Raw genomic sequence first — 25,246 nt, forward strand, 5'->3', positions numbered from 1 at the left:
CCCACCGGGTGCCGTTCGCACAACCCCATTCACTCACCAGGAGGCGACCCATGCCCTCATCCCCCTCCAGAGCCCTCCCCGGATTCATGCGCCGTCCCCTCAGAGCCGTCCTGGTCCTGGCCGTCACGGCCGGACTCGGCACAGCGGTCCCGGCCGCCGCCACTCAGGTCACGCCCGTCACCTCCAAGTCCGCGACCTCAGCGGCCAGTTCGGCTCCGGCCTCGGCGGACGCCACCGCCGCCGGCCCGGCGGCCAAGCCGTACATGGGCTGGTCCAGCTGGAGCATGCAGTCCTCCCAGTACCCGGGCCTCAACCCGGACGGCAACTACAGCTACCTCACCGAGGCGAACGTACTGAAGCAGACGGACGCCCTGGCCGCCACGCTGAAGAAGTACGGCTACGACTACGTCAACATCGACGCCGGCTGGTGGATGGACAAGAACTGGACCTCCGAGTTCGACCAGTACGGTCGGCAGACACCCGACCCGGTGCGCTTTCCCCACGGCATGAAGTCGGTCGCCGACCACATCCACGCCAAGGGCCTCAAGGCCGGCATCTATCTGCCCGTCGGCCTGGAGAAGGGCGCGTACGGCGACGGCAAGGTGCCGGTCCACGACGCCCCGGGCTGCACCACCGCGGACGTCGTCTACCCGGACCTGCGGACCACCAACGGCTGGGACAGCGCCTACAAGCTGAACTTCGACAACCCCTGCGCGCAGAAGTACATCGACTCGCAGGCGCAGTTGCTCGCGGGCTGGGGCTACGACTTCCTCAAGCTCGACGGTGTGGGCCCCGGTTCGTCCAAGTCCGGTGACAACTACAACAACGTCGCGGACGTCGCCGCCTGGCACCGGGCCATCGCCGGCACCGGGCGGCCGATCCACCTCGAGCTGTCCTGGTCGCTCGACATCTCCCACGCCGCGGACTGGAAGAAGTACTCCAACGGCTGGCGCATCGACACCGACGTGGAGTGCTACTGCAACACCCTGGTCACCTGGGAGAACTCGGTCGACGACCGGTGGAACGACGCCCCCGCGTGGAGCGGCAAGGCGGGCCCCGGCGGCTGGAACGACCTCGACGCGATCGACGTCGGCAACGGCGCGATGGACGGCCTCTCCAAGGCCGAACGGCAGAGCTACATGACACTGTGGGCCATCAACAAGTCGCCTTTGTTCACCGGTGACGACCTCACGCAACTCGACAGCTACGGCCTCTCTTTGCTTACCAACCAGGAAGTCATAGCGGTCGACCAGAACGCCTCGCCCGTCGCACGTCCGGTCACCCCGATGGGCGACCAGCAGGTCTGGGCAACCAAGAACCCCGACGGCAGTTACACCGTGGCCTTGTTCAACCTCGGCGGCTCGTCGGCCTCCGTCACCGCGGACTGGGCATCCTTCGGCTTCACCGGCGCGGCCGCCGTACGCGACCTGTGGAACCACCAGAACCTCGGCACGTACAAGAACCGGATCACCTCGACGCTGCCCGCACACGGCTCCCGATTGTTCACCGTCAAGCCCGGCGGCACTCCTCTCGCGACCACCCGCTACGAGGCCGAGTCCGGCAACAACGCCCTGACCGGGAACGCCTCCGTCGCCTCGTGCGACGCCTGTTCCGGCGGCAAGAAGGTCGGCAACCTCTACCTCGACAGCAGGCTGCAGTTCAACGACATCACGGTGAAGAAGGACGGCATCTACACCGTCAACGTCGCCTACGTCAGCGGCGATCCCCGCTCGGTGACCGTCTACTCCAACAGCGGCCACGGCACCAGCCTGAAGTTCCCCTCCACCGGCGACTGGAGCACGGCCGACACCGTCAGCATCCAGTTGGCCCTGACGGCGGGCTCCAACACGATCACGTTCGACAGCGGCTGGGACTACTCACCCGACATCGACCGGATCGACGTACCCAAATCCGCCTGATCAATCCGCCTGATCAATCCGGCTGATCAATCCGGCTGATCAGCCTGCCTGATCAGTCCGCCGCCGACGGCCCGTATCCGTCGTTCCCGCATGCGCCGTTCCCCCGGATCTGGAGTGCACACCGTGGACACCCAGCACACCGAATCACCCGACGACCACCCGAGCCGCAGACGCTTTCTGACCCTCGCCACCACGGCCGGCGCGGTCGCCGCCCTCGGCGGGCTGCCCGCCTTCACCGCCTCGGCGGCCCCCCTCCGCCCCGCTTCCTCCCCCATGCTGTCCGCGGCCGCCGCCGCGAAGAACCAGTTGTGGTGGCGGGCCCCCGGTTCCCCCACCTCGATGATCCAGCAGGGCCTGCCGGTCGGGAACGGGCGCCTCGGAGCGCTCGCGAGCAATGACCCCGCCGCCGAACTGCTGACGCTCACCGACGCCACCCTGTGGACCGGCGGCCGCAACGACACCCTGCAGAGCGACGGCCAGTTCCCCTACGGCCGTGACGACTTCGGCTCCCTGACCCTGCTGGCCGAGCTCACCGTCGACATCCCCGCGCACGACCTGGGCTCGGTCAACAACTACCGCCGTACCCTCGACCTCGCCCAGGGCTTCGTCAGCGCCTCCTACGACCTGTCCGGCGTCACCTACCAGCGGCAGGTCCTCGCCAGTCGCCCCGACGACGTCATCGTTGTGCACTTCTCCCAGCAGGGCGGCGGCAGTTACACCGGTACCGTCTCCCTCGCCGGCACCCACGGCGAGACCACCACTGCGAACCGCGCGGGGCGCCATGCCTCGTTCGGTGCTTCCTTCGCCAACGGATTGAAGTACGGGGCCGCCGTCACTGCCTACAGCAGCGCGGGCACGGTCGCGGTCGACGGTCCGTCGATCTCGTTCCGCAACTGCAAGGACCTGACCGTCGTGGTCAGCGGGGGCACCAACTACGCCCCGGATGCAGCCGCCGGGTTCCGCGACCCGTCCGTGGACCCTGAGCGCCTGGCGCGGACCAAGGTCCTGGCCGCCGCCGGCCACTCCGCGAGCACACTGCTGGCCACCCATGTCGCCGACTTCCGCCCGGTGTTCGAGCAGCAGGACATCAACCTCGGCACGTCGTCCACCGCCCAGCGCAGACTGGACACCTGGCAGCGGGTGCAGGCGCGCTACCGGGACGACGTGCCCGACCCCGAACTCGAGGCGGCCTACCTGCAGTTCGGCCGCTATCTGATGATCTCCGGGTCACGGGGCAGCCTGCCGATGGGCCTGCAGGGCCCGTGGCTGGACGGCAACGACCCGGACTGGATGGGCGACTACCACACCGACGTCAACGTCCAGATGAACTACTGGATGGCCGACCGGACGGGCCTGTCAGACTGCTTCGACGCCTTCGCGGACTACTGCCTCGCACAGCTGCCCTCGTGGACGGACGTCACGCAGCGGCTGTTCAACACCTCGACCAACAGATACCGCAACTCCAGTGGAAGGGTCGCCGGTTGGGCCGTGGCCTTCTCCACCAACCCCTACGGCGGCAGCGGTTGGTGGTGGCACCCGGCGGGCAATGCCTGGCTCTGCCAGAACCTGTTCGAGCACTACGAGTTCACGCAGGACCGCGCCTACCTCGAAAGGATCTATCCCCTCCTCAAGGGCGCCGTGGAGTTCTGGGAGGCCCGCCTCATCACCACGACCGTCACCGACGCCACGGGAACCTCGCGCGAGGTCCTCATCGACGACAGCGACTGGTCGCCCGAGCAGGGCCCGCAGGACGCCAAGGGCATCACCTACGCCCAGGAAGCGGTGTGGAACCTCTTCGGCAACTACCGGACCGCAACCCGGGTACTCGGCAAGGACCTCTCCTACGGAGCGACCGTAGACGGCCTGCGTGAGCGCCTGTACCTGCCGGTGGTCAGCCCCACGACCGGCTGGCTGGAGGAGTGGATGTCGCCCGACAACCTCGGCGAGACCACGCACCGTCATCTCTCCCCGCTGTTCGGCCTCTTCCCCGGCGACCGGATCCGCCCGGACGAATCCACGCCGAAGGACATCCTCGCCGGGGCGACGGCCCTGCTGAACGCCCGCGGCATGAACAGCTACGGCTGGTCCAACGCCTGGCGCAGCCTGTGCTGGGCGCGGCTGAAGAACGCGGAGAAGGCCTACCAGCTGGTCGTCAACAACCTGAAGCCGTCGGTGGACGGCAGCAACGGCAGCGCGTCCAATCTCTTCGACATCATGGACATGGGGCAGGGCCGCGGCATCTTCCAGATCGACGCGAACTTCGGCACCCCCTCCGCGATGATCGAGATGCTGGTCTATTCGCGGCCGGGTCACGTCGAGTTGCTGCCCGCCCTGCCCGCCGCCTGGGCGGCATCCGGCTCGGTGACAGGCGTCGGCGTCCGCGGCGGCTTCGTCGCCGACCTCAAGTGGCGAGACGGCAAGGTCACACAGCTGACGCTGAAGAGCGTCGGTGGCCGCGACACGACCGTCTTCGCGGGCAGGACCGCTCGAAAGATCAGCCTCAAGCCCGGGGCGTCCGTCACGCTGCGCAACTTCGGCTGAGTCCGGTCCTGCCCCCACCCCCCGATGAGACGACGACAAGCAAGAGCGGAGAGAACGACGATGTCCTCTGCAAAGGGAAGACCGGCGGCGGGACGCGGACCGCGTCGCAGATCATTGCTGTCCGTGTGGGGCGCACTGACCGGCATGGCGCTCACGGTCGTTCCGTTGAGCACCGCCGACCTGGCAAGCGCGGCCACCTCGTCTTCGCAGGGCAAGGCCACCAGGGTCAGTGCCTGGTCGCCCGGCATGACGACCGGCGGCCCGTCCTTCGACGACCAGACCATCCGGATGGTGGTGCACAGTAGCGTGGCGGGCTCGGGCGCCCGCATCACCCTGTCCAACCGGTACAGCAACACCCCGCTCGACGTGGGCGCCGTGGACGTGGCCGTCCAGGCGAGCGGTGGCGAAGCGACACGCGGGACCATCCGCAACGTCACCTTCGCCGGCTCCCGCCACCTCACGATCCCGGTCGGCGAAGAGGCGGTCAGCGATGTCGTCCCGATCCCGGTCGGCGCGGGCGAGAACCTGCTCGTCAGCCTCTACGTCCCCGGTGCGACAGGCATGTCGACCTGGCACTCCGACGCCTTCGACACCACCTACATCGCCTCCGGCAACCATACGGGTGACGACAGCGCCGCCGCGTTCGGCACCACCACGACCTCGTGGTACTACCTGGCGGGCCTTGACGTTCTGTCATCGACCGCCAGGGGTACCGTCGTTGCCTTCGGCGACTCCATCACGGACGGCTACCACTCCTCGACCGGTACCTACACCCGGTGGCCCGACTTCCTCGGACGCCGGCTCGGCGCCGGACCGGGCCCGCAGCGGCTGAGCGTCGTCGACGCCGGCATCGGCGGCAACCGCGTCCTCACCGACGTCCCGAACCTGTGGCAGGGTGTCAGCGCCCTCAAGCGCTTCGGCCACGACGCCCTCGGCCGGCCGGGCGTCAAGGACGTCATCCTCTTCGAAGGCATCAACGACATCGGCAACAACGCCGGCCCCGACGGCCGGCCGCTCACTGCCCAGGACCTCATCGACGGCTACCGCACCCTGATCGGCCAGGCACACGTCGCACACGTCGACGTCATCGGCGCGACCCTGATGCCCGACGAGGGCAACGGCTACTACATGCCCGCCGCCGAGGCCATTCGCCAGAGCGTCAACCGGTGGATCCGCACCAGCGGTGCCTTCGACGGCGTCATCGACTTCGACCGGACCATGCGTGACCCCGCGAACCCGGCCGCCCTCAACCCGGCGTACGACTCGGGCGATCACATCCACCCCAACGACGAGGGAATGAAGGCCATGGCGGACGCGATCGACCTTCGGCTCCTGCGCAGCTGACGCCCCGCCACTCAACACGACAGTGTCCGCACGCACACAGAGGGCGGGCGGACACTGTCTCCCGAGATCCGGTTCGGGGTCAGGAAGCGGTGTTCAGATAGATGCCGTTGAGGCGCGAGTTGACGGGCACGTCCTGGTTGCGGTCGCAGCGGGTTGTCGGTGGATCGACGGTGCCGGGGTAGACGACCGCGCCCCAGCTGTTGTTCGTCTCGATCTTCCGGACGGTCCAGTCCGGGTCGTTCGGGTCGAACCCGACGAAGCCCTGGCCGCTGAGGCACGAGGTGTCCCCGTCGGCGAACGTGACCTTCACCGATCCTGCCGGTGCCATCCAGCAGAAGGCCCAGTGGTCCGCGCCGTCTTGCTGCGCCGCGCCGGCGGCCGGTGGAGCGGCCCCCCACGGTCGCCGTCGCGACTCGGACCGCAGCAACTCCCTTCCATCAACTCTTACTTCACACCTTGACGAAAGTGGTCCGTACCTTTAGTTTCACCGGCAGCCCCAACCCCGCGCGTGCAATGCCCCGTTCACAAGGTGAACGCGGCTCGAGTACCCCACCCCCCACGAAAGGGCGCCCCGCCATGCCCAGACGCAGGCCACTCCCCGCATCCGCCGCCCTGACGGTCACCGCTCTCACCCTGTCCACCGGCCTGCTCGCCGCGTCCCCCGCCCAGGCCGCCACCGGCACGATCACCGGGCTCGCCGGCAAGTGCCTCGACGTCGCCGGCGCCGACTCCGCGGACGGTACGGCCGTCCAGCTCTACGACTGCAACGGCACCGCCGCCCAGCAGTGGACCGTGGGCTCCGACGGCACCGTCCGCGCCCTCGGCAAGTGCCTTGACGTGACCGGCAATTCAACTGCCGACGGCGCCAAGGTCCAGCTGTGGACCTGTTCCGGCGGTGCCAACCAGAAGTGGACCGTCACCGCCGCCCACGACATCGTCAACCCGCAGGCGAACAAGTGCCTGGACGTCACCGACAACTCCTCGGCCAACGGCGCCCGCGCCCAGATCTGGTCCTGCACAGGCGGCGCCAACCAGAAGTGGACCGCGCCCGCGGCCGGTGACGGCACCGCCCCGTCCGCGCCGATGGCCGTGGCGCCGTACCTCTACAACGGCTGGGGCGACCCGCCGAGCCCGACCACGATCACCAACGCGACCGGCGTGAAGTACTACACGCTCGCCTTCGTCCTCAGCAACGGCTACTGCAACCCGCAGTGGGACGGCAGCCGGGCGCTGACCGGCGGTGTCGACCAGCAGACGATCAACACCGTGCGCAGCAACGGCGGTGACGTCATCCCGTCCTTCGGCGGCTACAGCGGCAACAAGCTGGAGAGCTCCTGCTCCAGCGCGAGCGAGCTGGCGGCGGCGTACCAGAAGGTCATCAACGCCTACGGCGGCCTCAAGGCCATCGACATCGACCTGGAGGCCGACGCCTACAGCAACGGAACCGTGCAGCAGCGGACCGTGGACGCGCTGAAAACCGTGAAGGCCGACAACCCCGGCCTGAAGGTGTACATCACCATCGGCACCGGCCAGAGCGGTCCGGACACGAGCCTCATCAACCGGGCCGCGTCCTCAGGGCTGACCGTCGACGCCTGGGCCATCATGCCGTTCGACTTCGGCGGGGCCGGCCAGAACACGGGCAACCTCACCACCCAGGCCGCCGAGGGCCTCAAGAACGCGCTGAAGAACGCGTACGGCTACAGCGACGACACCGCCTACCGGGACATGGGCATCTCGTCGATGAACGGCATCACCGACAACAACGAGACCGTCACGGTGGCCGACTTCCGGACCATCCTCGGCTACGCCCAGCAGCACCATCTGGCCCGGCTCACGTTCTGGTCCGCCAACCGCGACCGGCCCTGCACCGGTGGCTCCGCCGACACCTGCTCCGGCGTGAGCCAGTCCGACTGGGACTACACCCGCGTCTTCGCCGGATTCACCGGCTGACTTCCCCGCACGAGACCAGGAGAACAACCCATGCTTTCCCTCCCATGGCGCGGCAGATCCGCCGCGGCCGCAGTGGTGGCCACGGCCGCCGCGTCCCTGCTCACCGGAGCGCCCGCGCACGCCGCGGTCACCGCCCTGCCCACCGGCTTCGCGACCGTCATGAACGCCGCGAGCGGCCGGTGCCTCGACGCCAAGGCGGCCGCCACCGCGAACGGCACCGTCGTGCAGCAGTACTCGTGCAACGGCACCACGGCGCAGCGGTGGAGCTTCACCGCCACGAGCGACGGATACGTCCGGATCAACAATGCCAACGACACCAACCAGGTCGCGGACGTCGCCGACGTCTCCACGGCCGACAACGCCCTGGTCCACCTGTGGACCTACGGCGGCGGCGCCAACCAGCAGTGGCTGCCGGTGGACGAGGGCGGCGGCGCCTACCACTTCGTCAACCGCAACAGCGGCAAGTGCCTCGACGACCCCGCGGCCTCGACCGCCGACAGCGTGCAGTTCGTGCAGTACACCTGCAACGGCACCGCGGCCCAGCGCTTCCAGGTCGTACCCGTGACCCAGTCGGCCGCCGACCCCGACCTGGGTCCGAACGTGGTCGTCTTCGACCCGTCGATGTCGTCCTCGACGATCCAGAGCAGGCTGAACACGATCTTCCAGCAGCAGGAGACCAACCAGTTCGGCTCCCAGCGCTACGCCGTGCTGTTCAAGCCGGGCGCCTACAGCGCCGACGTCAACGTCGGCTTCTACACACAGGTGCTGGGCCTCGGCCTGTCGCCCGACGCGGTGACGATCAACGGTGCGGTGCACGCCGAGGCCGACTGGTTCCAGGGCAACGCCACCCAGAATTTCTGGCGCGGCGCGGAGAACCTGTCGGTCAACCCGGCCGGCGGCAGCGACCGCTGGGCGGTCTCACAGGCGGCGCCGTACCGCCGGATGCACCTGCGCGGCAACCTCGCCCTCGACGACGGCGGCTGGTCCAGCGGCGGTCTCATCGCCGACAGCAAGATCGACGGCCAGGTCGACTCGGGCAGCCAGCAGCAGTGGCTGACCCGCAACTCCCAGCTGGGCAGCTGGACCGGCTCCAACTGGAACATGGTCTTCACCGGCAGCACGGGAACCCCCGCCACCAGCTTCCCCAGCCCGCCGGACACCACCGTCGCGCAGAGCCCGGTCTCCCGCGAGAAGCCGTTCCTGTACGTGGACGGATCCGGCAACTACCAGGTGTTCGTGCCGTCCGTGCGGTCCAACTCCTCAGGCACCAGCTGGTCGAGCGGCACGTCGGGCTCCTCGCTCTCGCTGGACTCCTTCTACGTCGTCAAGCCGGGCGCCACCGCCTCGCAGATCAACTCCGCCCTCGCGGCGGGCAAGAACCTCCTGGTCACCCCCGGCCTCTACCACCTCGACCAGACCCTGCAGATCAACCGCGCCGACACGGTCGTCCTCGGCCTGGGCCTGGCCACCTTCGTCCCCGACAACGGCATCACCGCCATGAAGGTCGCCGACGTCGACGGGGTGAACATCGCGGGCCTGCTGTTCGACGCCGGCGCGACCGCCTCGCCCTCCCTGCTGGAGGTCGGGCCGAGCGGCTCCTCCGCCTCCCACACGGCCGATCCGGCCTCCCTGCACGACGTCTACTTCCGCGTCGGCGGTGCGGGCGTCGGCAAGGTGACCACCGGCCTCGTCGTCAACAGCGACAACGTCATCGGCGACCACATGTGGATCTGGCGCGCCGACCACGGCAGCGGCGTCGGCTGGACCAGCAACACCGCGGACACCGGCATGATCGTCAACGGTGACAACGTGACGATGTACGGCCTGTTCGTCGAGCACTTCCAGAAGTACCAGACCGTCTGGAACGGCAACGGCGGCCGCACGTACTTCTTCCAGAACGAGATGCCCTACGACCCGCCGAACCAGGCGGCATGGATGAACGGCTCCACCCAGGGCTACGCGGCCTACAAGGTCGCCGACTCGGTCACCAGCCACCAGGCGTACGGCCTCGGCAGCTACTGCTACTTCAACGTCAACCCCGCTGTCGTGGCCGCGCACGCCATCGAAGCGCCGAACCACCCCGACGTTCGTTTCACCAGCATGGTGACGGTCTCCCTCGGCGGCACCGGCACCATCAGCCACGTCATCAACAACACGGGCGGCCCGTCCAACTCCGGCACCAACGTGGCGAACCTGACCAGCTATCCGTAGGAGTGGACGTACGCACCCCCCCGTCTCGGCGCACGGACTGACAGCCCCACGGAGTCGTAAAGGCCCAGAACAGGTGTCCGCACGACGGTTATGATCGCTGGAGGGGGAGTCGGACACGACGGGGGGCTCGCGTTGGATCGCCTGGCAGGAGCGGGCCTGGAAGGCGGCGCAGGCCGACCGGACGCGGTGGGCGCGTGACCGGCCGGCCGACGCCCGCGGCACTTCCCTCGTCGCTGCGCCCGTTGCTCGGGCTGATCGCGGTTCTCGCCGCGCTGGTGGTCGCCGCGATCGGGGTCCTGTACGCCGGTCACAGCGAGCCCGGCAGGGTGGACCGGTGGTTCATCTCGCCGACGGCGGACAGTGTGCGGCCGCCGTGGCGGTATGTCGCTCTGACCCTGGACTTCTTGGGAGAGCCCGCCGGATCGGCGATGGTGATCGTGGCCGCCGTGGCGGGCTGCCTGCTGCTTCGGCGTCCTCGCGCGGCGGTGCTCGTCGTGGCCGGGGTCGGCGTGACCGTGGGAACGGCGACGCTGCTCAAGCACGTGGTGGGACGCACCATCCACGGCGCCGACAATCTGTCCTACCCGAGCGGGCACACCGCCTTCTTGACCGCGCTCGCCCTCACGGCGGCACTGCCGGCGACCGGCCGACTCGGCCTCGGCAAGGCGGCCGGCATGTCACTCGTGCTCGCCGCGGCGCTGGTGGCCGGCGCCGCGATGGGGTGGGCACAGGTCGCCCTGGGCGCGCACTACCCGACCGATGTCCTCGGCGGCTGGTGCACCGCACTGGCGGTGGTACCGGCGACCGCATGGCTGGTCGACCGCACGGCCGACCGGCGGGCCGTTCGCACGGCCGACGCCGGTCGGCTGGAGCATCGCTGACGTCACGCCAAGCGGCGGAACACCGGCTTCACCGGTCGTCCGGCCAGCCAGGGGGTGGGGTCACCGGCGTCCAGTGCCTTCCGGTACACCGCACATGCCTGGGCCACCACATCGACGGTGTGATCGATGTCGTCGTCGCTGAGCGCACTGCTCACCACGAACGACGGGGCCAGCACCCCGCCCTCGAGGAGCCGGCGCAGGAACAGGGTGCGGTACTCCTGCGACGGCTGACCGTTCTCGTCGAGAGTGGCGAAGACCAGGTTGCTGGCCCGGCCCCGGACGACGATGTGCTCGCCGACGCCCATGCCGGCCGCGGCCTCGCGGACACCGGCGGCCAACCGCTCGCCGAGCATGTGCAGTCGCGCGGTGACGCCCTCCTCGGCGTAGATGGTCTGTACGGCCATCGCGGCGGCCAGCGAGTGCGTTTCCGCACCGTGCGTGGTGGACAGCAGGAAGACCCGCTCGCCGGAGTGCCGCAGCCCGCCCCGCTCCATCAGCTCGCGCCGCCCGGCCAGCGCGGAGACCGCGAACCCGTTGCCCAGTGCCTTGCCGAAGGTGGAGAGGTCGGGGACCACGCCGTACAGGCCCTGGGCTCCCGCCTCGGACCAGCGGAAGCCGGTGATCATCTCGTCGAAGATCAGGACGCAGCCGTGCCGGTGGGCCAGTTCGCGCAGACCCTCGAGGTATCCGGGCGGCGGCTCGGTGTGGGTGGCGGGCTCGAGGATCAGGCAGGCGACCTCGCCCTCGTACCGGGTGAGCAGTTCCTCCGTGGCGGCCAGGTTCCCGTAGGGGAACGACACGGTGAGCTCGTTGGTGGCCGTCGGAATGCCGGCGGACATCGGTGTGGTGCCGATGAACCAGTCGTCGACGGAGAAGAACGGGTGGTCGGCGCAGAGGGCCACCCGCGGGCGTCCGGTGGCGGCGCGGGCGAGGCGCACCGCGGCGGTGGTGGCGTCGGAGCCGTTCTTCGCGAACTTCACCATCTCGGCGGTCGGCACCGTGGCGAGGAAGCGTTCCGCGGCTTCGACCTCCACGAAGGACGGCCGGACGAAGTTGCTGCCGCGGTCGATCTCCCGCCGCACCGCCTCGGTCACGCCTGGGTGGGCGTGGCCGAGGCTGACCGAGCGCAGGCCGGACCCGTACTCGATGTAGCGGTTCCCGTCGACGTCCCACACATGGGCGCCGCGGCCGTGGCTGATGACCGGGGCCAGGTTCTCGGGGTACTGGTCGTCGCCCTTGGCGTAGGTGTGCGCGCCTCCGGGGATCATGGCGTGCAGCCGCTCGTTCGCCGCCTGCGACCGGGGTAGTTGGAACTCTTCGGTGTCCAAGCCGACTTCACCCTTCCTGGTGCTTGAGGACCTCGGCGAGGCTGGGCGCCTCCCGGTCCCGTTGGGACATGGATGTGACCGGCAGCGGCCAGGGAATGGCGAGTTCCGGGTCGTCGAAGGCGATCGTCACGTCCTCGGACGGATCGTGCTGACGATCGATACGGTAAGAGGTATCCGCGATTTCGGTAAGAGCCTGGAAGCCGTGCGCGCATCCCGCCGGGATGTAGACGGTCTTCTGCGTCTCGCCGGACAGCTCGAAGAAGGCCCGGTTGCGGTAGGTCGGCGAGTCCGGGCGCAGGTCCACGACGACGTCGAAGATCTTCCCGTGCGAGCAGCGCACCAGTTTGGCCTCGCCGGCGCCCGAACGCAGGTGCAGGCCGCGCAGCACGCCCCGGACCGAGCGGGACACGCTGTCCTGGACGAAGGCGTTGGGGTCGAGGCCCACCGAGCGGACCACGTCGGCGTCGAAGGTGCGGCAGAAGAAGCCGCGTTCGTCGGCGTACGGCGTCGGCTCGAACAGGTACGCGCCGGCGATCTCCGGGACTTCGGTCGCTTTCATCGAGCCTTCCGCAGGGTGTGAGGGTGGTCGGTCGTCGGGAACAGGGCCGCGGTCAACGCGGCGAACTGGTCGGCGAGTTGCTCTGCTGCTGCCTGGTTCCGCTCGGTGAGGACCTGCCGCAGTTCCGTCGATCGCTTCTCCAGCGTCCGGAACTGTTCGAGCAGCCGGTCGGCGTCGACCTCGCGGGCCGGGTGGCAGAACGCGCCGAGGCCCATCCGCTCCATGAGCGCGTCGCTCTTGGCCGCATAGCTGAGCGCGAGCACCGGGGTGCCGGTCTTCAGCGCGCAGATCAGGTTGTGGTAGCGGACCGCGACCACGGTGTCGGCAGCCGCCATCTCCTTCATCAGGTCGGCCAGTGAGGCCGGCTCGGCGGCGGTGACCAGGGGCGAGTCCACCGCGTCGAGGATCGCGTCGACCACCGCCACATCGCACTGGTCGCCGGTGAGCAGCCGGATGGGCCTGCCCTCCTCGACCAGCGTACGGACGAAGCGGATCGTCCCGTCGAGGTAGCGCCGGTATATCTCGTCGGCCCGGGCGCGGTCGTCGTTTCCGCCATGGAAGTCCATGACGCCGACGCAGACGGTGCCGGGCGAGCCCGAGGGCGCGCTCGTCTGCGGTGTCGGCAGGGAGAACGCGAGGTCGGGGTAGACCTCGTCGCGCGCGGTGTCCACGCCCATCGCCCGCATCGCGTCACGGCTCTGGGCATCCCGGTAGGACCGGTACGTGGCCAGCCGCGCCGACCAGCGCACCAGTGCCCGGGTGGGCCGGTTGCGGATCTCGGCGGCGCCGACGCTGACCAGCGCGACCCGGGTGCCGAGCAGCCGGCCGCTCGCGCAGAGCAGGAACAGGGAGTACGGGAAGCCCCACGGCCGCAGCGGCAGTGTGGCCTCCAGGACGCCCATGCCGGGCACGATCACCACGTCGTGCCGGCGCACCCAGGCGGCGGTGCGGAAGACGTCGACGAGTTTGCCCAGGCCCTTCGACACGATCGCGCCCGCACGTGACGCGGTCCGGTACTCCGCGCGGTTCCAGTGCAGCCGCGTGGCGGGGATCCCGAACCGGGTCGTCACGGCCTCGGGGCCGCCGCACAGCGCGTCGACGGCCGTATCCGGGTGCTCGGCGCGCAGGTAGCCGAGGACGGCCTCCAGCGAGCCGTCGTTGCCGAGGTTGCCGGAGCCCAGGAGGCCGAACACCCCCACATGCGTTGCCGTCTTCATGCCCGCCGCCCCTCGCGGCCCGCGACAAGGGCGTCGACGGAGACGGTGAGCAGTTCCGGGTCGATGGGGGCGCGGTCCTCGACCCGCTCGCCGGCGCCCGGCCGGACCCGGCTGGTCATCCATGCACCCAGGTGGCGGTAGCACTCGCGGCGGTCGGCCGGGGACAGCGGGGCCCGCCGGATCGCCGAGGTGAAACCCCAGATGTACTCGGCGAGCAGCCGGGGCGTCGGGTGCAGCAGGCCTGCCCGGCGCGGGTCCAGGTTGATGCACCGGGCGCGCTTGGAGGGGTTGGCCCGCTCGGCGCGGGTGGGGTGGTCGCGGCGGAAGTACAGCAGCTCCGGCACCTGGTGGAAGCGCCCGTGCAGGGCGATCTCGGCGACGAACGTGCGGTCCGCGTGGTGGTAGCTGTCCATCGGCTTCACCCGGCGCAGCGCGTCGGCCCGGATCACCCCGTAGAAGTCGTCGCCGCCGGGCTCGAACAGCATGCTGCGGAAGCGCTCCGGCGCGTGCGGTGAGCCGGTGGCGAGGGTGTACTCGTAGGGGACCTTCACCTGGCCGTCGCCGTCGATGACCGCCTGGTCGGCGTGGGCGAGGATCACGTCGGGCCGCTCGTCCAGCGCCTCAATGCAGCGTCGCAGCAGGTCGCGGGCGTAAAGGTCGTCGTGGGAGGCCCATTTGAACAGCTCGCCGCGGCACTGGGTGAACACGTAGTTGTGGTTCGGCGTGGCGCCGACGTTCCGGGGCAGCCGCAGGTAGCGGATGCGTGCGTCCTGCGCGGCGTACTTGCGGCAGATGTCCTCGGTCCCGTCCGTGGAGGCGTTGTCGGAGATGACCAGCTCGAAGTCCTCGTAGGTCTGGCCGAGGAGGGCGTCGAGCGATTCCGCCAGGTATTCCTCGCCGTTGTACACGGGCAGGCCGATGCTCAGCCTGGGTCGGTCGGTCATGAGGTCCTCACTTCGCGGATGGAGTCTTGGTGGTGCTCGCGCAGGGCGGACCGCAGCTGCAGCCACCACACGGCCGAGCCGCTGACGGTCGCGGTGGCGACGCCCCAGGCCGAGCCGACCGTGCCGGCAAGGGCCGCCCCGCCGAGCCCGCCGCTGACGTAGCAGGCGGAGGCGAACAGCTGTGAGCGCAGGCTGCGTCGGGCGGCGCCGAGCGCGCGCAGCCCGGCCGCCGCGCCGGTACCGAGGCCGGCGCCCGCGACGCCGAGCGTGATCGGCACGATGAGCTGCGAGGCGGAGTGCCAGACGTTGCCGAGGGTGAGTTCGCCGAGCCGGGTCGGCATCAGCAGCAGCGCCGCGCCCCACAGCAGCGCTGCACCGGCCTGCCCGCCACCGAGGAGGAGGCAGAACCTGCCGAGGCGGTGCGGGGCCTGCCGCAGCACGCGTGCCGCTTCCGGGACCGTGACCAGCGAGAGACCCATGAGCACGGCGAGGAAGGGACCCATCAGGAGCTCGGCGCCCCGCACCGCACCCACCGCGCCGAGCCCGACGATCGCGCCGAGCCCGTAGGCCCGCAGCTGGCTCGCGCCGCTGAGGCTGACGTTCTCGACCAGGTACCGGTAGCCGAGATCGCGCTGCTCGCGAAACCACCCTCGCGCCTCGGTCACCCGGGGCCCGATGTCGGACTGGAAGTAGCCGTACGCGGCGGCCACCGTGGCGGACGCGCCCCAGGCGAGCACGAAGGCGGCCACGGTGCCCACGCGGGCCGCCACGAGCATGGCCGGCACGAGCGCGACGCACCACACGAGGTCGTTGACGAACGCCTTGCGCCCCATGCCGGCGGCGAAGAACGAGAACCTCCAGGCATCCTGCAGCAGCAGCCCCGGCAGCAGGACACCGAGGCAGGCGAACGCGGGCCCCACGCGGCCGCCGAGACCGAGCCCGCCCACCAGACACACCACGCCGATGGCTGCGCCCACGCCGAGTGCGGTACCCGTCGAGCGGGCCACCGCCCCGCGCCAGGACGCCTCCGGCACGCCGCTGAAGCGCACCGTCAGAGGGTCGGTGGCAAGCCCGCGGGAGACGTTGAGCACCACGCCGTAGGTCACCCAGGCCAGGCTGAACACGCCGAACGCGGTCACCCCCAGCGAGCGGGCCACGTAGATGCCCACCGCGAAGTTGCTGATGCTGGAGGCCGCCTGGTCGGCCAGTCCCCACGACAGCCGGCCGACCAGGGCCCGCTTGGCGGATCCGGCCGGTGGCGCCGTTGTCTGCGCGTTCTCCCCCTCGACGGGCATGGACGTCATGTCTTGATCAGCCCTGCCTCGTGCAGGGCACCGGCCGCGTCGGCGACGGTGTCGAAGGGCAGCCCGGACCGCTCAGCGACGTCCAGCAGACTGTGCTCGCCGTCGGAGAGGCTGAGCACCCAGAGCATGGCCATCTGGGCCTGCTTGGTGTCGCTGCGGCCGCCGAGCGCGTCGTACAACCCGCGCCGGCCCAGCTGCGGTTCGCCGTAAGGGCTGAGGTTCAGATACCGCCGGTTGCGGTCCAGGACGGCGAACGCCTCGCGGCAGACCGCGAGGGTGTCCGCCATCGCCTCCGGGGAGACGAAGTCCAGGTTGTCCGCCGAAGTGTGGTACTCGGGGTAACCGGCGTACGGGGTCCGGGTGAGCGAGCCCACGCCGAGGTTGAACCCGGGCGAGCAGTACTGCCGCTCGTCGTAGCCGTACGGCGTGAACTCGTTGATGCGGTGCGGGCGTTCGGATGCGGTCAGCACGTGCCGCATCACCCGGTCGATCTCCGCGTCGCCGCGCCTGCTCTGCTTGTACGTCAACTGGCCCGGGTCCCCGGCGCAGGCCAGCACGACGCCGTGCTTGACCCGCTCCACCCGCTCCGCGTTGCGGGCCAGCCAGGTGATCGCCCCGATGGTGCCGGGCGCGAAGATGAACCGGTAGGTGTAGTACGGCGTTTCCTCGGCCAACGCCTTGGCCAGGAACGTCGCCACTGCCACGCCGGCCATGTTGTCGTTGGCCAGCGCCGGGTGGCAGATGTGACAGGAGACGATCACCTCGTCGGCGACCTGCCCGGGCACCACGTGCTCGGCGTAGGTGAGGTGGCCGTCGGCGAGCGTCGAGTCGATGACCACCTCGTACTCGCCGTCCGGCATCGCGTCCAGGGTGTCCTGGGCCAGGCAGAAGCCCCACTCCGGCTTGTAGTAGCTGGTGCGGTACGGCACCCAACTCGGGTGGTCCGGCAGGGTGTGCAGGTGTCCGCGCAGCTCGGCGAGCGGCATGGTCGCCGACACCGGCACGCTGTAGCCGAGCACGTGCAGACTGGACGCGGCGAAGTCGACGACCCGGTTGCCGGCGCTGTCGGCGATGTATGCATCGCGGATGTTCCACTCCTGCGGCACCGTCCAGTCGAGGACCTGCGTCCCGGTCGGCACCTCGTGCACCTGCAGCGGCAGGTACTCGCCGACGATGTCCAGGGTGGCGCGGACACCGTCGCCGGTGATGCTCCGGCACAGCGGGTACATCCGCTCCACCAGGGCGTGCATCTCTTCGCCGGGATGGGTCATCGGCGCCACCGCAGGGTGTCGTCGACGGTGCCGGCCTCGGACGCCGCGCGCAGCACGGCGAGCCGGGTGAAGCGCTGGTCGAAGGCCTCCTTGGTCAGCCCGAACTTCCGGTAGGCGTCGGCGAGTTCGAGCGCGCCGCGCTTGACCGACCACTCGATGTCGAAGCCGGGGATCGCGGCGCGGAACCGGGAGAAGTCCACCCGGTAGGAGCGCGGGTCGGCCCCGTTCTCCCCGGTGATCCGCACCTTCGCGCCGGGCACCGCCTCGGCGACCTGCTCGGCGATTTCGGCGACCGTGACGTTGTTGGTCTCGCTGCCGATGTTGAACGCCCGGTCGTGCACCGCTTCGCGCGGCGCGGTCAGCGCGGCCGTGAAGGCCCGGGCGATGTCGCCGGCGTGCACCAGCGGGCGCCAGGGGGTCCCGTCGGAGAGCACCAGCACCTCGCCGGACAGCAGTGCGTGGCCCACCAGGTTGTTCAGCACGATGTCGGCGCGCAGCCGGGGCGAGTAGCCGAAGGCGGTGGCGTTGCGCATGTACACCGGGGTGAAGTCGTCGTCGGCCAGCTCGTGCAGGTCGTCCTCGACCCGCACCTTGGACTCCGCGTACGGCGTCACGGGGCGCAGCGGGGCGTCCTCGCCCACCAGGTCGTCGCCGCCTGCGGCGCCGTAGACCGAGCAGGTGGACGCGTACAGGAAGCGCCGCACTCCGGCGTCGCGGGCCAGCCGGGCCAGCCGTACGGACGCGTGGTGGTTGATGTCGTAGGTGAGTTCCGGGGCCAGCGAGCCCAGCGGGTCGTTGGACAGGGCGGCCAGGTGGATCACGGCGTCCACGCCGGCCACGTGTTCGGCCGTGACGTCGCGCAGGTCCACCCGGTGCCCCTGGGGGTCCGCGGGTGTCTCGCCGAGGACGGAGTCGGCGAACAGGCCGGAGTCGAGGCCGACGACCTCGTGTCCGGCGGCGGCGAGGACCGGGGCCATCACGGTGCCCAGGTATCCCTGGTGTCCGGTCAGTAGTACGCGCATGGTTCAACCCCCCAGGTTGAGCGTGAATTTGGTGACGGCGAACGCCTCGGCGTATCGCTCGTGGCATTCGATGCCGCGGATCCGTGCCAGCCCGAGGAAGGCTTCGCGGTCGTACCAGGGCCGGTGCCGCTGCGAGGCGTAGTGCTCCTGCAGCAGCCGCACCTTCTCTTCGGCGATCTCCGTCGACAGCGGCTGGTACGCGGCCATCCGGCCGAGGTCGCCGTCCCACTTGACGATCTCGTAGCCGAGGACCAGGTGGTCGCGGAACGCGGTGGGTATCAGCTGCGCCAGGCCGCGGTGGTCCTGGTGGGCGTCGTCGGTGCGCGGGGCCAGGATCAGATCCGGGTCGGTCTGCGCGCGCAGTTCCTCGACGGCGGCCTTGGCCTCGTCCCAGTGCACGGGCAGCCGGCCGTCCGGCAGCTTGTGCACGGTCAGCCGCAGGTCGGCGCCCGGGCAGAAGGCGGCGAGGGCGGCCTGCTCCTCCTGCTCCCGCTCGCTGCCACCGCCGGAGAGCACCAGCGCGTCGACGCGGAGGCCCGGCCGGGCGTGACACAGCGTCAGCAGTGTGCCGCCGGCGCCGATGGCGATGTCGTCGCAGTGCGCGCCCACTGCGACGATCCGGTCCGGGCGCCCTGCTCCGAGGGGGATCACGCGCTCACCCCGGCGTTGTCCCGTTCCCACACGGCCCACGGTCGGTCGCCCCGGGCGTAGGCCTCGTCGAGCGCGGCCCGCTCCTTCACGGTGTCGGTCGGCTTCCAGAAGCCGCGGTGCTTGTGCGCCACCAGGCGGCCCTCCTTGGCCAGTTGGGCGCATCCGTCGGCGACCAGGTCCCCGTTCTCCGGGATGTGGTCGAAGACCTCCTGGCGGAGCACGAAGTAGCCGCCGTTCTCCCACAGCGGCATGTCGCTCACCGCGGTGATGCCCCCCACCAGGCCGTCCTCGCCCAGGTCCACGCAGTGGAACGAGGACTGGGGCGGCACCACCATCATCGACGCACCGGCGTCGCGCCGGGCGAAGTTGTCGATCATCTCGGGCAGCGGGGCATCGGTGAGCACGTCGGCGTAGTTGGCGAGGAACATCTCGTCGCCGTCCAGGTGGTGGCGCACCCGGCGCAGCCGCTCCCCGATCGGCGACTCGATGCCGGTCTGCGCGAACGTGATCGTCCAGTCGGCTATGTCGGTGGACAGCAGCTCGGTCTTCCCGCCCCGCAGCACGAAGTCGTTGGACGTCGTCTCCTCGTAGTTGAGGAAGAAGTCCTTGATGTGGTGGGCCCCGTAGCCGAGGCACAGGATGAACTCCTTGTGCCCGAAGTGCGCGTAGTAGCGCATGACATGCCAGATCAGCGGCCTCGGCCCGACCATCGCCATCGGCTTGGGCACGTCGTCGGAGGCTCCGTTGCGCATCCGCATCCCGTAACCGCCGCAGAACAGAACGACCTTCATGCTGTGACCTTTCGGGACGCGACCTCGACAACACTCAGTTCCGGGATGGGAAAGACCAGCCGGCCGCCCCAGTCGTGCACGAAGGACAGCTGCTCGACCAGCTCTGCCCGCAGGTTCCACGGGAGGACGAGGACGTAGTCCGGTTTGTCGGCCGCGATCTGCTCGGGCGGCAGGATCGGGATGCGGGTGCCCGGGGTGAACCTGCCGTGCTTGTACGGGTTGCGGTCGACCGTGTACGCGAGCAGGTCGGGCCGGATGCCGCAGTGGTTGAGCAGGGTGTTGCCCTTGCCCGGGGCGCCGTAGCCGACGACCGTCTGGCCGCGCTCGGCCGCCTCGATGAGGAACTTGAGCAGGTCCCGGCGCACCTTGGCCACGCGGGCGGAGAACTCGGTGTACCCGGACAGCTCCTGCAGACCGGCGGCCTTCTCCCGGGCCAGTGCGTCGGCCACCCGCTGCGTCGGCTCGCCGGCCACCTCGGCCGGGCGGGCCCACAGCCGGATGGAGCCGCCGTGCGTGGGCAGCAACTCGACGTCCACGAGCGTGAGTCCGCCGCTCGCCAGCGCCTGGATCGCGGAGGCGACCGTGTAGTACTGGAAGTGCTCGTGGTAGATCGTGTCGTACTGGTTCTCCTCGATCAGGGTCAGCAGGTGCTGCACCTCGATGGAGACCCAGCCGTCGTCGGCGACCAGGGCGCGCAGCCCCTGGGTGAACCCGACCACGTCGGGGATGTGCGCGTACACGTTGTTGGCCACGACCAGGTCCGCCGGGCCGTGCTCTGCACGGACGGCCGAGCCGGTCTCCGGGCTCAGGAACTCCGTGAGCGTGGGCACGCCCGCCTCGCGTGCCGCGGCGCCGACGTTCACCGACGGCTCGATGCCCAGGCAGCGGATCCCCCGGTCCACCACATGCCGCAGCAGGTACCCGTCGTTGCTCGCGACCTCGACGACGAAGGCGTCGGTGCCGAGACCCACCCGCTCTACGGCGTCGGCGACGAACGTGCGGGCGTGCTCCACCCAGGAGGTCGAGTACGAGGAGAAGTACGCGTACTCCTTGAAGGTCTCCTCCGGCGTGATCAGCGGCGGGATCTGCGCCAGCCAGCACTCGGTGCAGACCCGCAGGTGCAGCGGGTACGCCGGTTCCGGCTGGTCGAGTTGGTCCGCGGCGAGAAAGCTCTCGCAAGGTGGCGTCGCCCCGAGGTCGACGACGCTCGCCATCGCCTCCGAGCCGCACAGTCGGCATCGTGTCATCTGTTGTCCCCATCCCCCCTGCTCGCGCGGGTGTCCCCGCCGCGAGTCTGTGCTGACCGCCCCGCGATCGCGGTGCGGTACTCATCAACCAGACGGTCGAGGCCGACCGCCGGGCTGAAACCCTGTTCGTAACGGAGCCGGGCCGCCTGGCCCATCTCCCGGCCCAGGTCCGGCTCGGCCGCGATCCGGCGTATGCAGGACGCGAGGGAGGCGGACTCCCCCGGCTTGTGCAGCAGCCCGGTCACCCCGTCGTCGACGAGTTCGACGAAGGCGCCGTGACCGGCGGCGACGACCGGGACCCCGGCCGCCATCGCCTCCACGACCACCAGGCCGAACGCCTCCAGCCACGTCGACGGAGCCACCACGGCGACCGAGCGCGCGATGGCCTTTTGGCACTCCGCCGTGTCGTACAGGCCGACGTAGCGCACGTCGTCCCGGCCCGCCGCCCAGGCGGTCACCTCCGGCTCCAGTGGCCCCGTGCCGGCGATGACGAGCGGCACGCCCACACCGCCGCCCGCCGCGATCTCGTCCCACGCGGCCATGAGCAGCCGTACGCCCTTGGCCTCCGCGAGCCGGCCGAGGTAGAGCAGATGCTCTCCGTCGCCTGCTCGGCGGTCGTCCGGGTCGGGTACGAAGTTGTGCTTCACCGCCAGCCGTTCGGCCGGCATGCCGGCCCGCACCAGGGTGTCGCGCTGGGCTGCGGAGATGCAGAAGAACCGCTCCACGCCGGACCACCAGCGCCGCCGGTTGGCCGTCAGGCTGACCGCGAGCGGCACCGTGGCGAGGCGGGAGCCTCGGTAGCAGCCGTGCCGGACGGCAGGCAGCGGCACCGCCGAGCCGACGCACTCGGTGCACGGCCGGCCGTCCCGCTGCAGCGTGCCGGGCGGGCAGACCTGGGTGTAGTTGTGCAGCGTGGCGACGGCGGGCACGCCGGCGTCGGCGCAGGCGGCAAGGACCGCGGGCGACAGGAGCGGGAAGACATTGTGGACGTGCACCACGTCAGGCCGCTCGGTGCGCAGCTTGGCGGCGAGCTCCGTGCGGACGGCCGGGTTCCACGGCACCCGCAGGGGCACCGCGACCTTGGCGAGGAGGGACATGGCGCCGATGTCGTCGCTGCGCCGCTCGAACACCTCGACCCGGTGGCCGGCCGCGCGCAGCAGCTCCACCTCCTGGTCGACGACCTTGTTCTCACCGCTCGGCTGCGCCGAGGCGTAGCGGTTGTGCACCACGAGGATGTGCATGCTCAGGTCACCTCCGATCCACGGGCCCAGCGCGGGACGCGTTGTCGAGGGACTTCGCGTGTCGAAAGCCGAGGTACTTCGGGCGTCGAGAGGACGGCGGCCTCGGCGGGTGCCGCCAGCAGCGAGGCGGCCAGCGCCAGATGCAGCAGATACGGCGAGGCGTCGCCCAGACCGGCCTCGGTGTACGAGGCCATCGCGCAGTAGCTGATCAGGAAGATCGCGCAGGCCCGCTGCAGCGACGGCGGCCGCAGCAACGCGACGCCGCCCAGCACGATGATGATGATCGCGACCAGGGTCACGCCGATCAGACCCTGCTCGTTGTAGACGGCCAGCCAGCTGTTGTCGATCGGCAGCCCGCCGAACGACTTGTCGCCCAGGCCCACGCCGAACAGCTGCTCCGAAGTCGACCGGGGCGCGGACAGCAGGGCGTCCCAGACCTTGGCGCGGCCGGTGAGGCTGGAGAAGTTCTCCTTGCTCTGTCCGCGCAGGAACCACGACTGGAGCATGGAGGCGAACCCCACCGCGGCCACCGTCGCCAACAGCACCGCCCAGGTGAAGAAGCGGCGGGCGGCGGCGCTGGTCAGCAGGAGCGAGCCGATCGCCAGCACCAGCCCGACGAGCAGGCCGAGCGTGGCCGTGCGGGTATGGGTCAGGGCGAGCAGGACGAGGGACGGCACGATGACCACCGCCGCACCCTTCTTGTCGGTCCGGCGGCCCAGGAGGAGCAGCACGGTGAGCCCGATGATCACCGCCGCGTACTGTCCGATCTGCGGCGGGGTGAGCGGCCACAACGCGCCGACCAGGCGTCCGCCGTAGAGGTCGGGCAGGGCCGCACCCGGTGAGACGGCAAGTCCTGCAGCCACCGATCCGAGCACCGCGAAGTACATCCGGATGTGGTGCCGGACGAACGTGAGGCCGCCGTCCCACCAGCGGGTGAGCAGCCACAGTGTGCCGACGAAGAGAGCCAGCCGGAAGCAGCGGAACAGCGCGCCGAACCCGGACTCCAGATTCGCGCTGGAGATCACGCTCGACACCAGCAGCAGCGTGAGCATGAAGACGTACGCGCTGGATCGGATGCGCAGCCGGAGATTGACCGCGAGCGCCAGGGTGAACGCGGCGACCAAGGCGCCCATCGTGACCATCTGGATGAGGGAGCGGGGCAGCGGCACGATGGTCTTCGCCCCGGCGGAGCCGAGCGTGTTGAGGACCAGCAGCCCCCACACGATCCCGATGATCCTGGATGTGCCGGCAGGGCGCGGTTCTGTGCCGGACAGCGTGCTCATCTCAACCACCGGCCTGTCCGCTGAAGGTGCTGCCCGCGTCCTGCCGGTACGGCGCGCCCTGCCAGCCCTGGAAGTCGAGGACCTTGCTCGGGTCGTGAACGACGAAGGCCCAGGGCCCGACGTAGACGTTGTCGTGCCAGCGGTTGTGCTGCTTGAGGGTGATCGCCTCGGCCACCTTCTCGCCCTTGTACGGCGACCAGTCCGGATAGGTGCCGTAGTTGGAGAGCACCGCCATGCGGTCGCACTTCGTCGTGCACTTCATGACGGCCTTGTCCAGCACGAAGCGGTTGTCGTGGATGTCCACCCGCTGGGTCTTCCACCGGCAGTCGGCGTAGAGCGGTGCCTTGGCGATCGCCGGCTTCCCGCAGCGGCCGGTCTTCTTCACCAGCAACGTGCAGTCGCCGGAGGAGGTGTTGGCCGGGCTGTTGCAGAACCGGTCGGCGTTCTCCCACAGGGTGATCCCGGACCAGTTGTTCTCCAGCAGGTTGCCGTAGATCTCGATCTTGTCGGTGCGGGCTTTGATCCGCGGTTCGCCGCCGGACTCGGACAGGTAGACGGTCGCGAACGGGAAGTTGTCGCCGCGGCCGGCTGCCTTGCGGCCCTCGACCCAGTTGTTCCGCCGGATCGTGTTGTTGCGGATGACCGCGTTGTAGCTGGTCTCGTAGATCAGCGCGGCGCCGTCGTTGGCCTCCAGCACGTTGTCCTCGATGCGGAAGTCATTGTTGTTGGTGTCCGCCCACAACCCGGTTCCGCGGTTGTCGTGCACCCAGTTGCCTGTTACGTCGGCTCCGTCGACGGCCCAGAACTTGATGCCTCCGGTGCAGCCGCAGCCCTGCTGCCGCCGCTCCCAGTCGCCGGTGTTGTTGCCCACGATCTCGTTGCCCTCGACCACCAGGCCGCTGATACGGCCGCTGCCCTTGTAGGCGTTCATGCCGTACTGGCCGTTGGCGCGCAGGCAGTTGCCGCGGACCTGCTGGCGGGCACCGGCCATCAGCCCGGCACCGGAGTTGTTCTGGATCGTCGCGTGCTCGATCACCCACCCGTCGGCCGAGTCGTGGTTGACCACGCCCTCGTTCTGCGGCGGGACGAAACCCTGCACGGTCAGGTAGCGGATGGTGACGCCCTGGGCGGTGCCGGCGAACGCGTACTGGTTGATCTTCCGGCCGTCGAGCACCGCGCCGGGCGCGCCGAGGTAGCGGTCCCCCTTCTTGGGGACGACCTGGGCGTAGCGGTCGGCGTCGAGCCTGTGCTTGCCCGGTCGCAGCCAGAACGTGGTGCTCGGGGGGCTGCTCTTGGTCTTCGCCGCCAGGTCACCGACCTTCGCGGGGTCGACCGTCACCGCGCCCGCCGGCGCCTTCTCCGGACCGGCCTCGGGCTTGGCGCACACCCGGGCCACGGACGTGGACCGCGCCCCGGAAGTGGTGGGCGCAGCGGTCGCCTTTGCCTCGGCGCGCTGCGTGCCGTCACAGCCCGTCAACGCCAGCAGGGCCAGCGTCAGCGGTGCCGCCGCCCACGCCCAGTGCCGCCTCTTGATCGCCACGT

At 70.0% G+C, this 25,246-nt stretch carries 20 protein-coding genes; 6 read left to right on the forward strand and 14 right to left on the reverse strand.

Annotation, left to right across the window (positions count from 1 at the left end):
* Window positions 1–50 precede the first annotated feature (50 nt).
* The 3 genes from EDD92_RS04600 (at window position 51) to EDD92_RS04610 (ending at window position 5,804) form a co-directional block, all read left to right on the forward strand.
* Window positions 51–1,919, forward strand: a complete 1,869-nt coding sequence (locus tag EDD92_RS04600) for a carbohydrate-binding protein (protein ID WP_123963110.1) — start codon at window positions 51–53, stop codon at window positions 1,917–1,919.
* A gap of 123 nt (window positions 1,920–2,042) precedes the next feature.
* Window positions 2,043–4,460: a glycosyl hydrolase family 95 catalytic domain-containing protein gene (locus EDD92_RS04605; RefSeq protein WP_123963111.1), complete on the forward strand. Its 2,418-nt coding sequence runs from the start codon at window positions 2,043–2,045 to the stop codon at window positions 4,458–4,460.
* 123 nt (window positions 4,461–4,583) lie between these two features.
* Complete coding sequence (locus EDD92_RS04610; RefSeq protein WP_260326314.1) at window positions 4,584–5,804, forward strand: SGNH/GDSL hydrolase family protein; 1,221 nt, start codon at window positions 4,584–4,586, stop codon at window positions 5,802–5,804.
* 79 nt (window positions 5,805–5,883) lie between these two features.
* Here the strand turns inward: EDD92_RS04610 and EDD92_RS04615 are convergent, their stop codons facing one another.
* Window positions 5,884–6,114 (reverse strand): hypothetical protein, encoded by a 231-nt coding sequence (locus tag EDD92_RS04615; RefSeq protein WP_185123933.1) that lies wholly within the window; start codon window positions 6,112–6,114, stop codon window positions 5,884–5,886.
* Window positions 6,115–6,380: 266 nt separating this feature from the next.
* Between EDD92_RS04615 and EDD92_RS04620 the strand changes: the two genes are divergently transcribed.
* The 3 genes from EDD92_RS04620 to EDD92_RS04630 all read left to right on the forward strand — a co-directional run bounded on the left by EDD92_RS04620 (window position 6,381) and on the right by EDD92_RS04630 (window position 10,846).
* Window positions 6,381–7,754: a chitinase gene (locus EDD92_RS04620; protein WP_123963114.1), complete on the forward strand. Its 1,374-nt coding sequence runs from the start codon at window positions 6,381–6,383 to the stop codon at window positions 7,752–7,754.
* Window positions 7,755–7,784: 30 nt separating this feature from the next.
* A complete protein-coding gene (locus EDD92_RS04625; protein WP_123963115.1) occupies window positions 7,785–9,965 on the forward strand; it encodes an RICIN domain-containing protein in 2,181 nt (726 codons plus the stop codon).
* A 194-nt stretch (window positions 9,966–10,159) separates the two neighbouring features.
* Complete coding sequence (locus tag EDD92_RS04630; RefSeq protein ID WP_123963116.1) at window positions 10,160–10,846, forward strand: phosphatase PAP2 family protein; 687 nt, start codon at window positions 10,160–10,162, stop codon at window positions 10,844–10,846.
* Window positions 10,847–10,848: 2 nt separating this feature from the next.
* Here the strand turns inward: EDD92_RS04630 and EDD92_RS04635 are convergent, their stop codons facing one another.
* Genes EDD92_RS04635 through EDD92_RS04695 form a run of 13 tightly spaced genes read right to left on the reverse strand, consistent with a single transcriptional unit; the run spans window position 10,849 to window position 25,244 of the window.
* Window positions 10,849–12,174 (reverse strand): glutamate-1-semialdehyde 2,1-aminomutase, encoded by a 1,326-nt coding sequence (locus tag EDD92_RS04635; protein ID WP_123963117.1) that lies wholly within the window; start codon window positions 12,172–12,174, stop codon window positions 10,849–10,851.
* Window positions 12,175–12,181: 7 nt separating this feature from the next.
* A complete protein-coding gene (rfbC, locus tag EDD92_RS04640) occupies window positions 12,182–12,733 on the reverse strand; it encodes a dTDP-4-dehydrorhamnose 3,5-epimerase (protein WP_123963118.1) in 552 nt (183 codons plus the stop codon).
* The gene (locus tag EDD92_RS04645) at window positions 12,730–13,950 is read right to left on the reverse strand and encodes a polysaccharide pyruvyl transferase family protein (protein WP_123963119.1); all 1,221 of its coding nucleotides are present in this window, start codon (window positions 13,948–13,950) and stop codon (window positions 12,730–12,732) included. The genes rfbC and EDD92_RS04645 overlap by 4 nt, the downstream gene beginning before the upstream one ends.
* Window positions 13,947–14,894: a glycosyltransferase family 2 protein gene (locus tag EDD92_RS04650; protein WP_123963120.1), complete on the reverse strand. Its 948-nt coding sequence runs from the start codon at window positions 14,892–14,894 to the stop codon at window positions 13,947–13,949. Before EDD92_RS04650 ends, EDD92_RS04645 begins: the two co-directional genes overlap by 4 nt.
* Complete coding sequence (locus EDD92_RS04655; RefSeq protein ID WP_123963121.1) at window positions 14,891–16,198, reverse strand: hypothetical protein; 1,308 nt, start codon at window positions 16,196–16,198, stop codon at window positions 14,891–14,893. Before EDD92_RS04655 ends, EDD92_RS04650 begins: the two co-directional genes overlap by 4 nt.
* The gene (locus EDD92_RS04660) at window positions 16,195–17,478 is read right to left on the reverse strand and encodes a DUF4910 domain-containing protein (protein ID WP_123963122.1); all 1,284 of its coding nucleotides are present in this window, start codon (window positions 17,476–17,478) and stop codon (window positions 16,195–16,197) included. The genes EDD92_RS04655 and EDD92_RS04660 overlap by 4 nt, the downstream gene beginning before the upstream one ends.
* Window positions 17,466–18,491 (reverse strand): NAD(P)-dependent oxidoreductase, encoded by a 1,026-nt coding sequence (locus EDD92_RS04665; protein ID WP_123963123.1) that lies wholly within the window; start codon window positions 18,489–18,491, stop codon window positions 17,466–17,468. Before EDD92_RS04665 ends, EDD92_RS04660 begins: the two co-directional genes overlap by 13 nt.
* 3 nt (window positions 18,492–18,494) lie before the next feature.
* Entirely contained in the window at window positions 18,495–19,142 is a 648-nt protein-coding gene (locus EDD92_RS04670) for a PIG-L deacetylase family protein (RefSeq protein WP_123963124.1), read from the reverse strand.
* On the reverse strand, window positions 19,139–19,933 hold the full coding sequence (locus EDD92_RS04675; RefSeq protein ID WP_123963125.1) for a glucose-1-phosphate cytidylyltransferase: 795 nt from the start codon (window positions 19,931–19,933) through the stop codon (window positions 19,139–19,141). Before EDD92_RS04675 ends, EDD92_RS04670 begins: the two co-directional genes overlap by 4 nt.
* Window positions 19,930–21,180, reverse strand: a complete 1,251-nt coding sequence (locus tag EDD92_RS04680; RefSeq protein WP_123963126.1) for a class I SAM-dependent methyltransferase — start codon at window positions 21,178–21,180, stop codon at window positions 19,930–19,932. Before EDD92_RS04680 ends, EDD92_RS04675 begins: the two co-directional genes overlap by 4 nt.
* Window positions 21,177–22,421 carry a glycosyltransferase gene (locus EDD92_RS04685; RefSeq protein ID WP_123963127.1) on the reverse strand — a complete coding sequence of 415 codons (1,245 nt, stop codon included), beginning with the start codon at window positions 22,419–22,421 and terminating at the stop codon, window positions 21,177–21,179. Before EDD92_RS04685 ends, EDD92_RS04680 begins: the two co-directional genes overlap by 4 nt.
* Before the next feature lie 2 nt (window positions 22,422–22,423).
* Window positions 22,424–23,704 carry an O-antigen ligase domain-containing protein gene (locus EDD92_RS04690; RefSeq protein ID WP_123963128.1) on the reverse strand — a complete coding sequence of 427 codons (1,281 nt, stop codon included), beginning with the start codon at window positions 23,702–23,704 and terminating at the stop codon, window positions 22,424–22,426.
* 1 nt (window position 23,705) lies between these two features.
* Window positions 23,706–25,244 carry a right-handed parallel beta-helix repeat-containing protein gene (locus EDD92_RS04695; RefSeq protein WP_123963129.1) on the reverse strand — a complete coding sequence of 513 codons (1,539 nt, stop codon included), beginning with the start codon at window positions 25,242–25,244 and terminating at the stop codon, window positions 23,706–23,708.
* Between the last annotated feature and the right edge of the window lie 2 nt (window positions 25,245–25,246).

The organism is Streptomyces sp. TLI_185, assembly GCF_003814765.1.
Classification (GTDB): Bacteria; Actinomycetota; Actinomycetes; order Streptomycetales; family Streptomycetaceae; genus Streptomyces.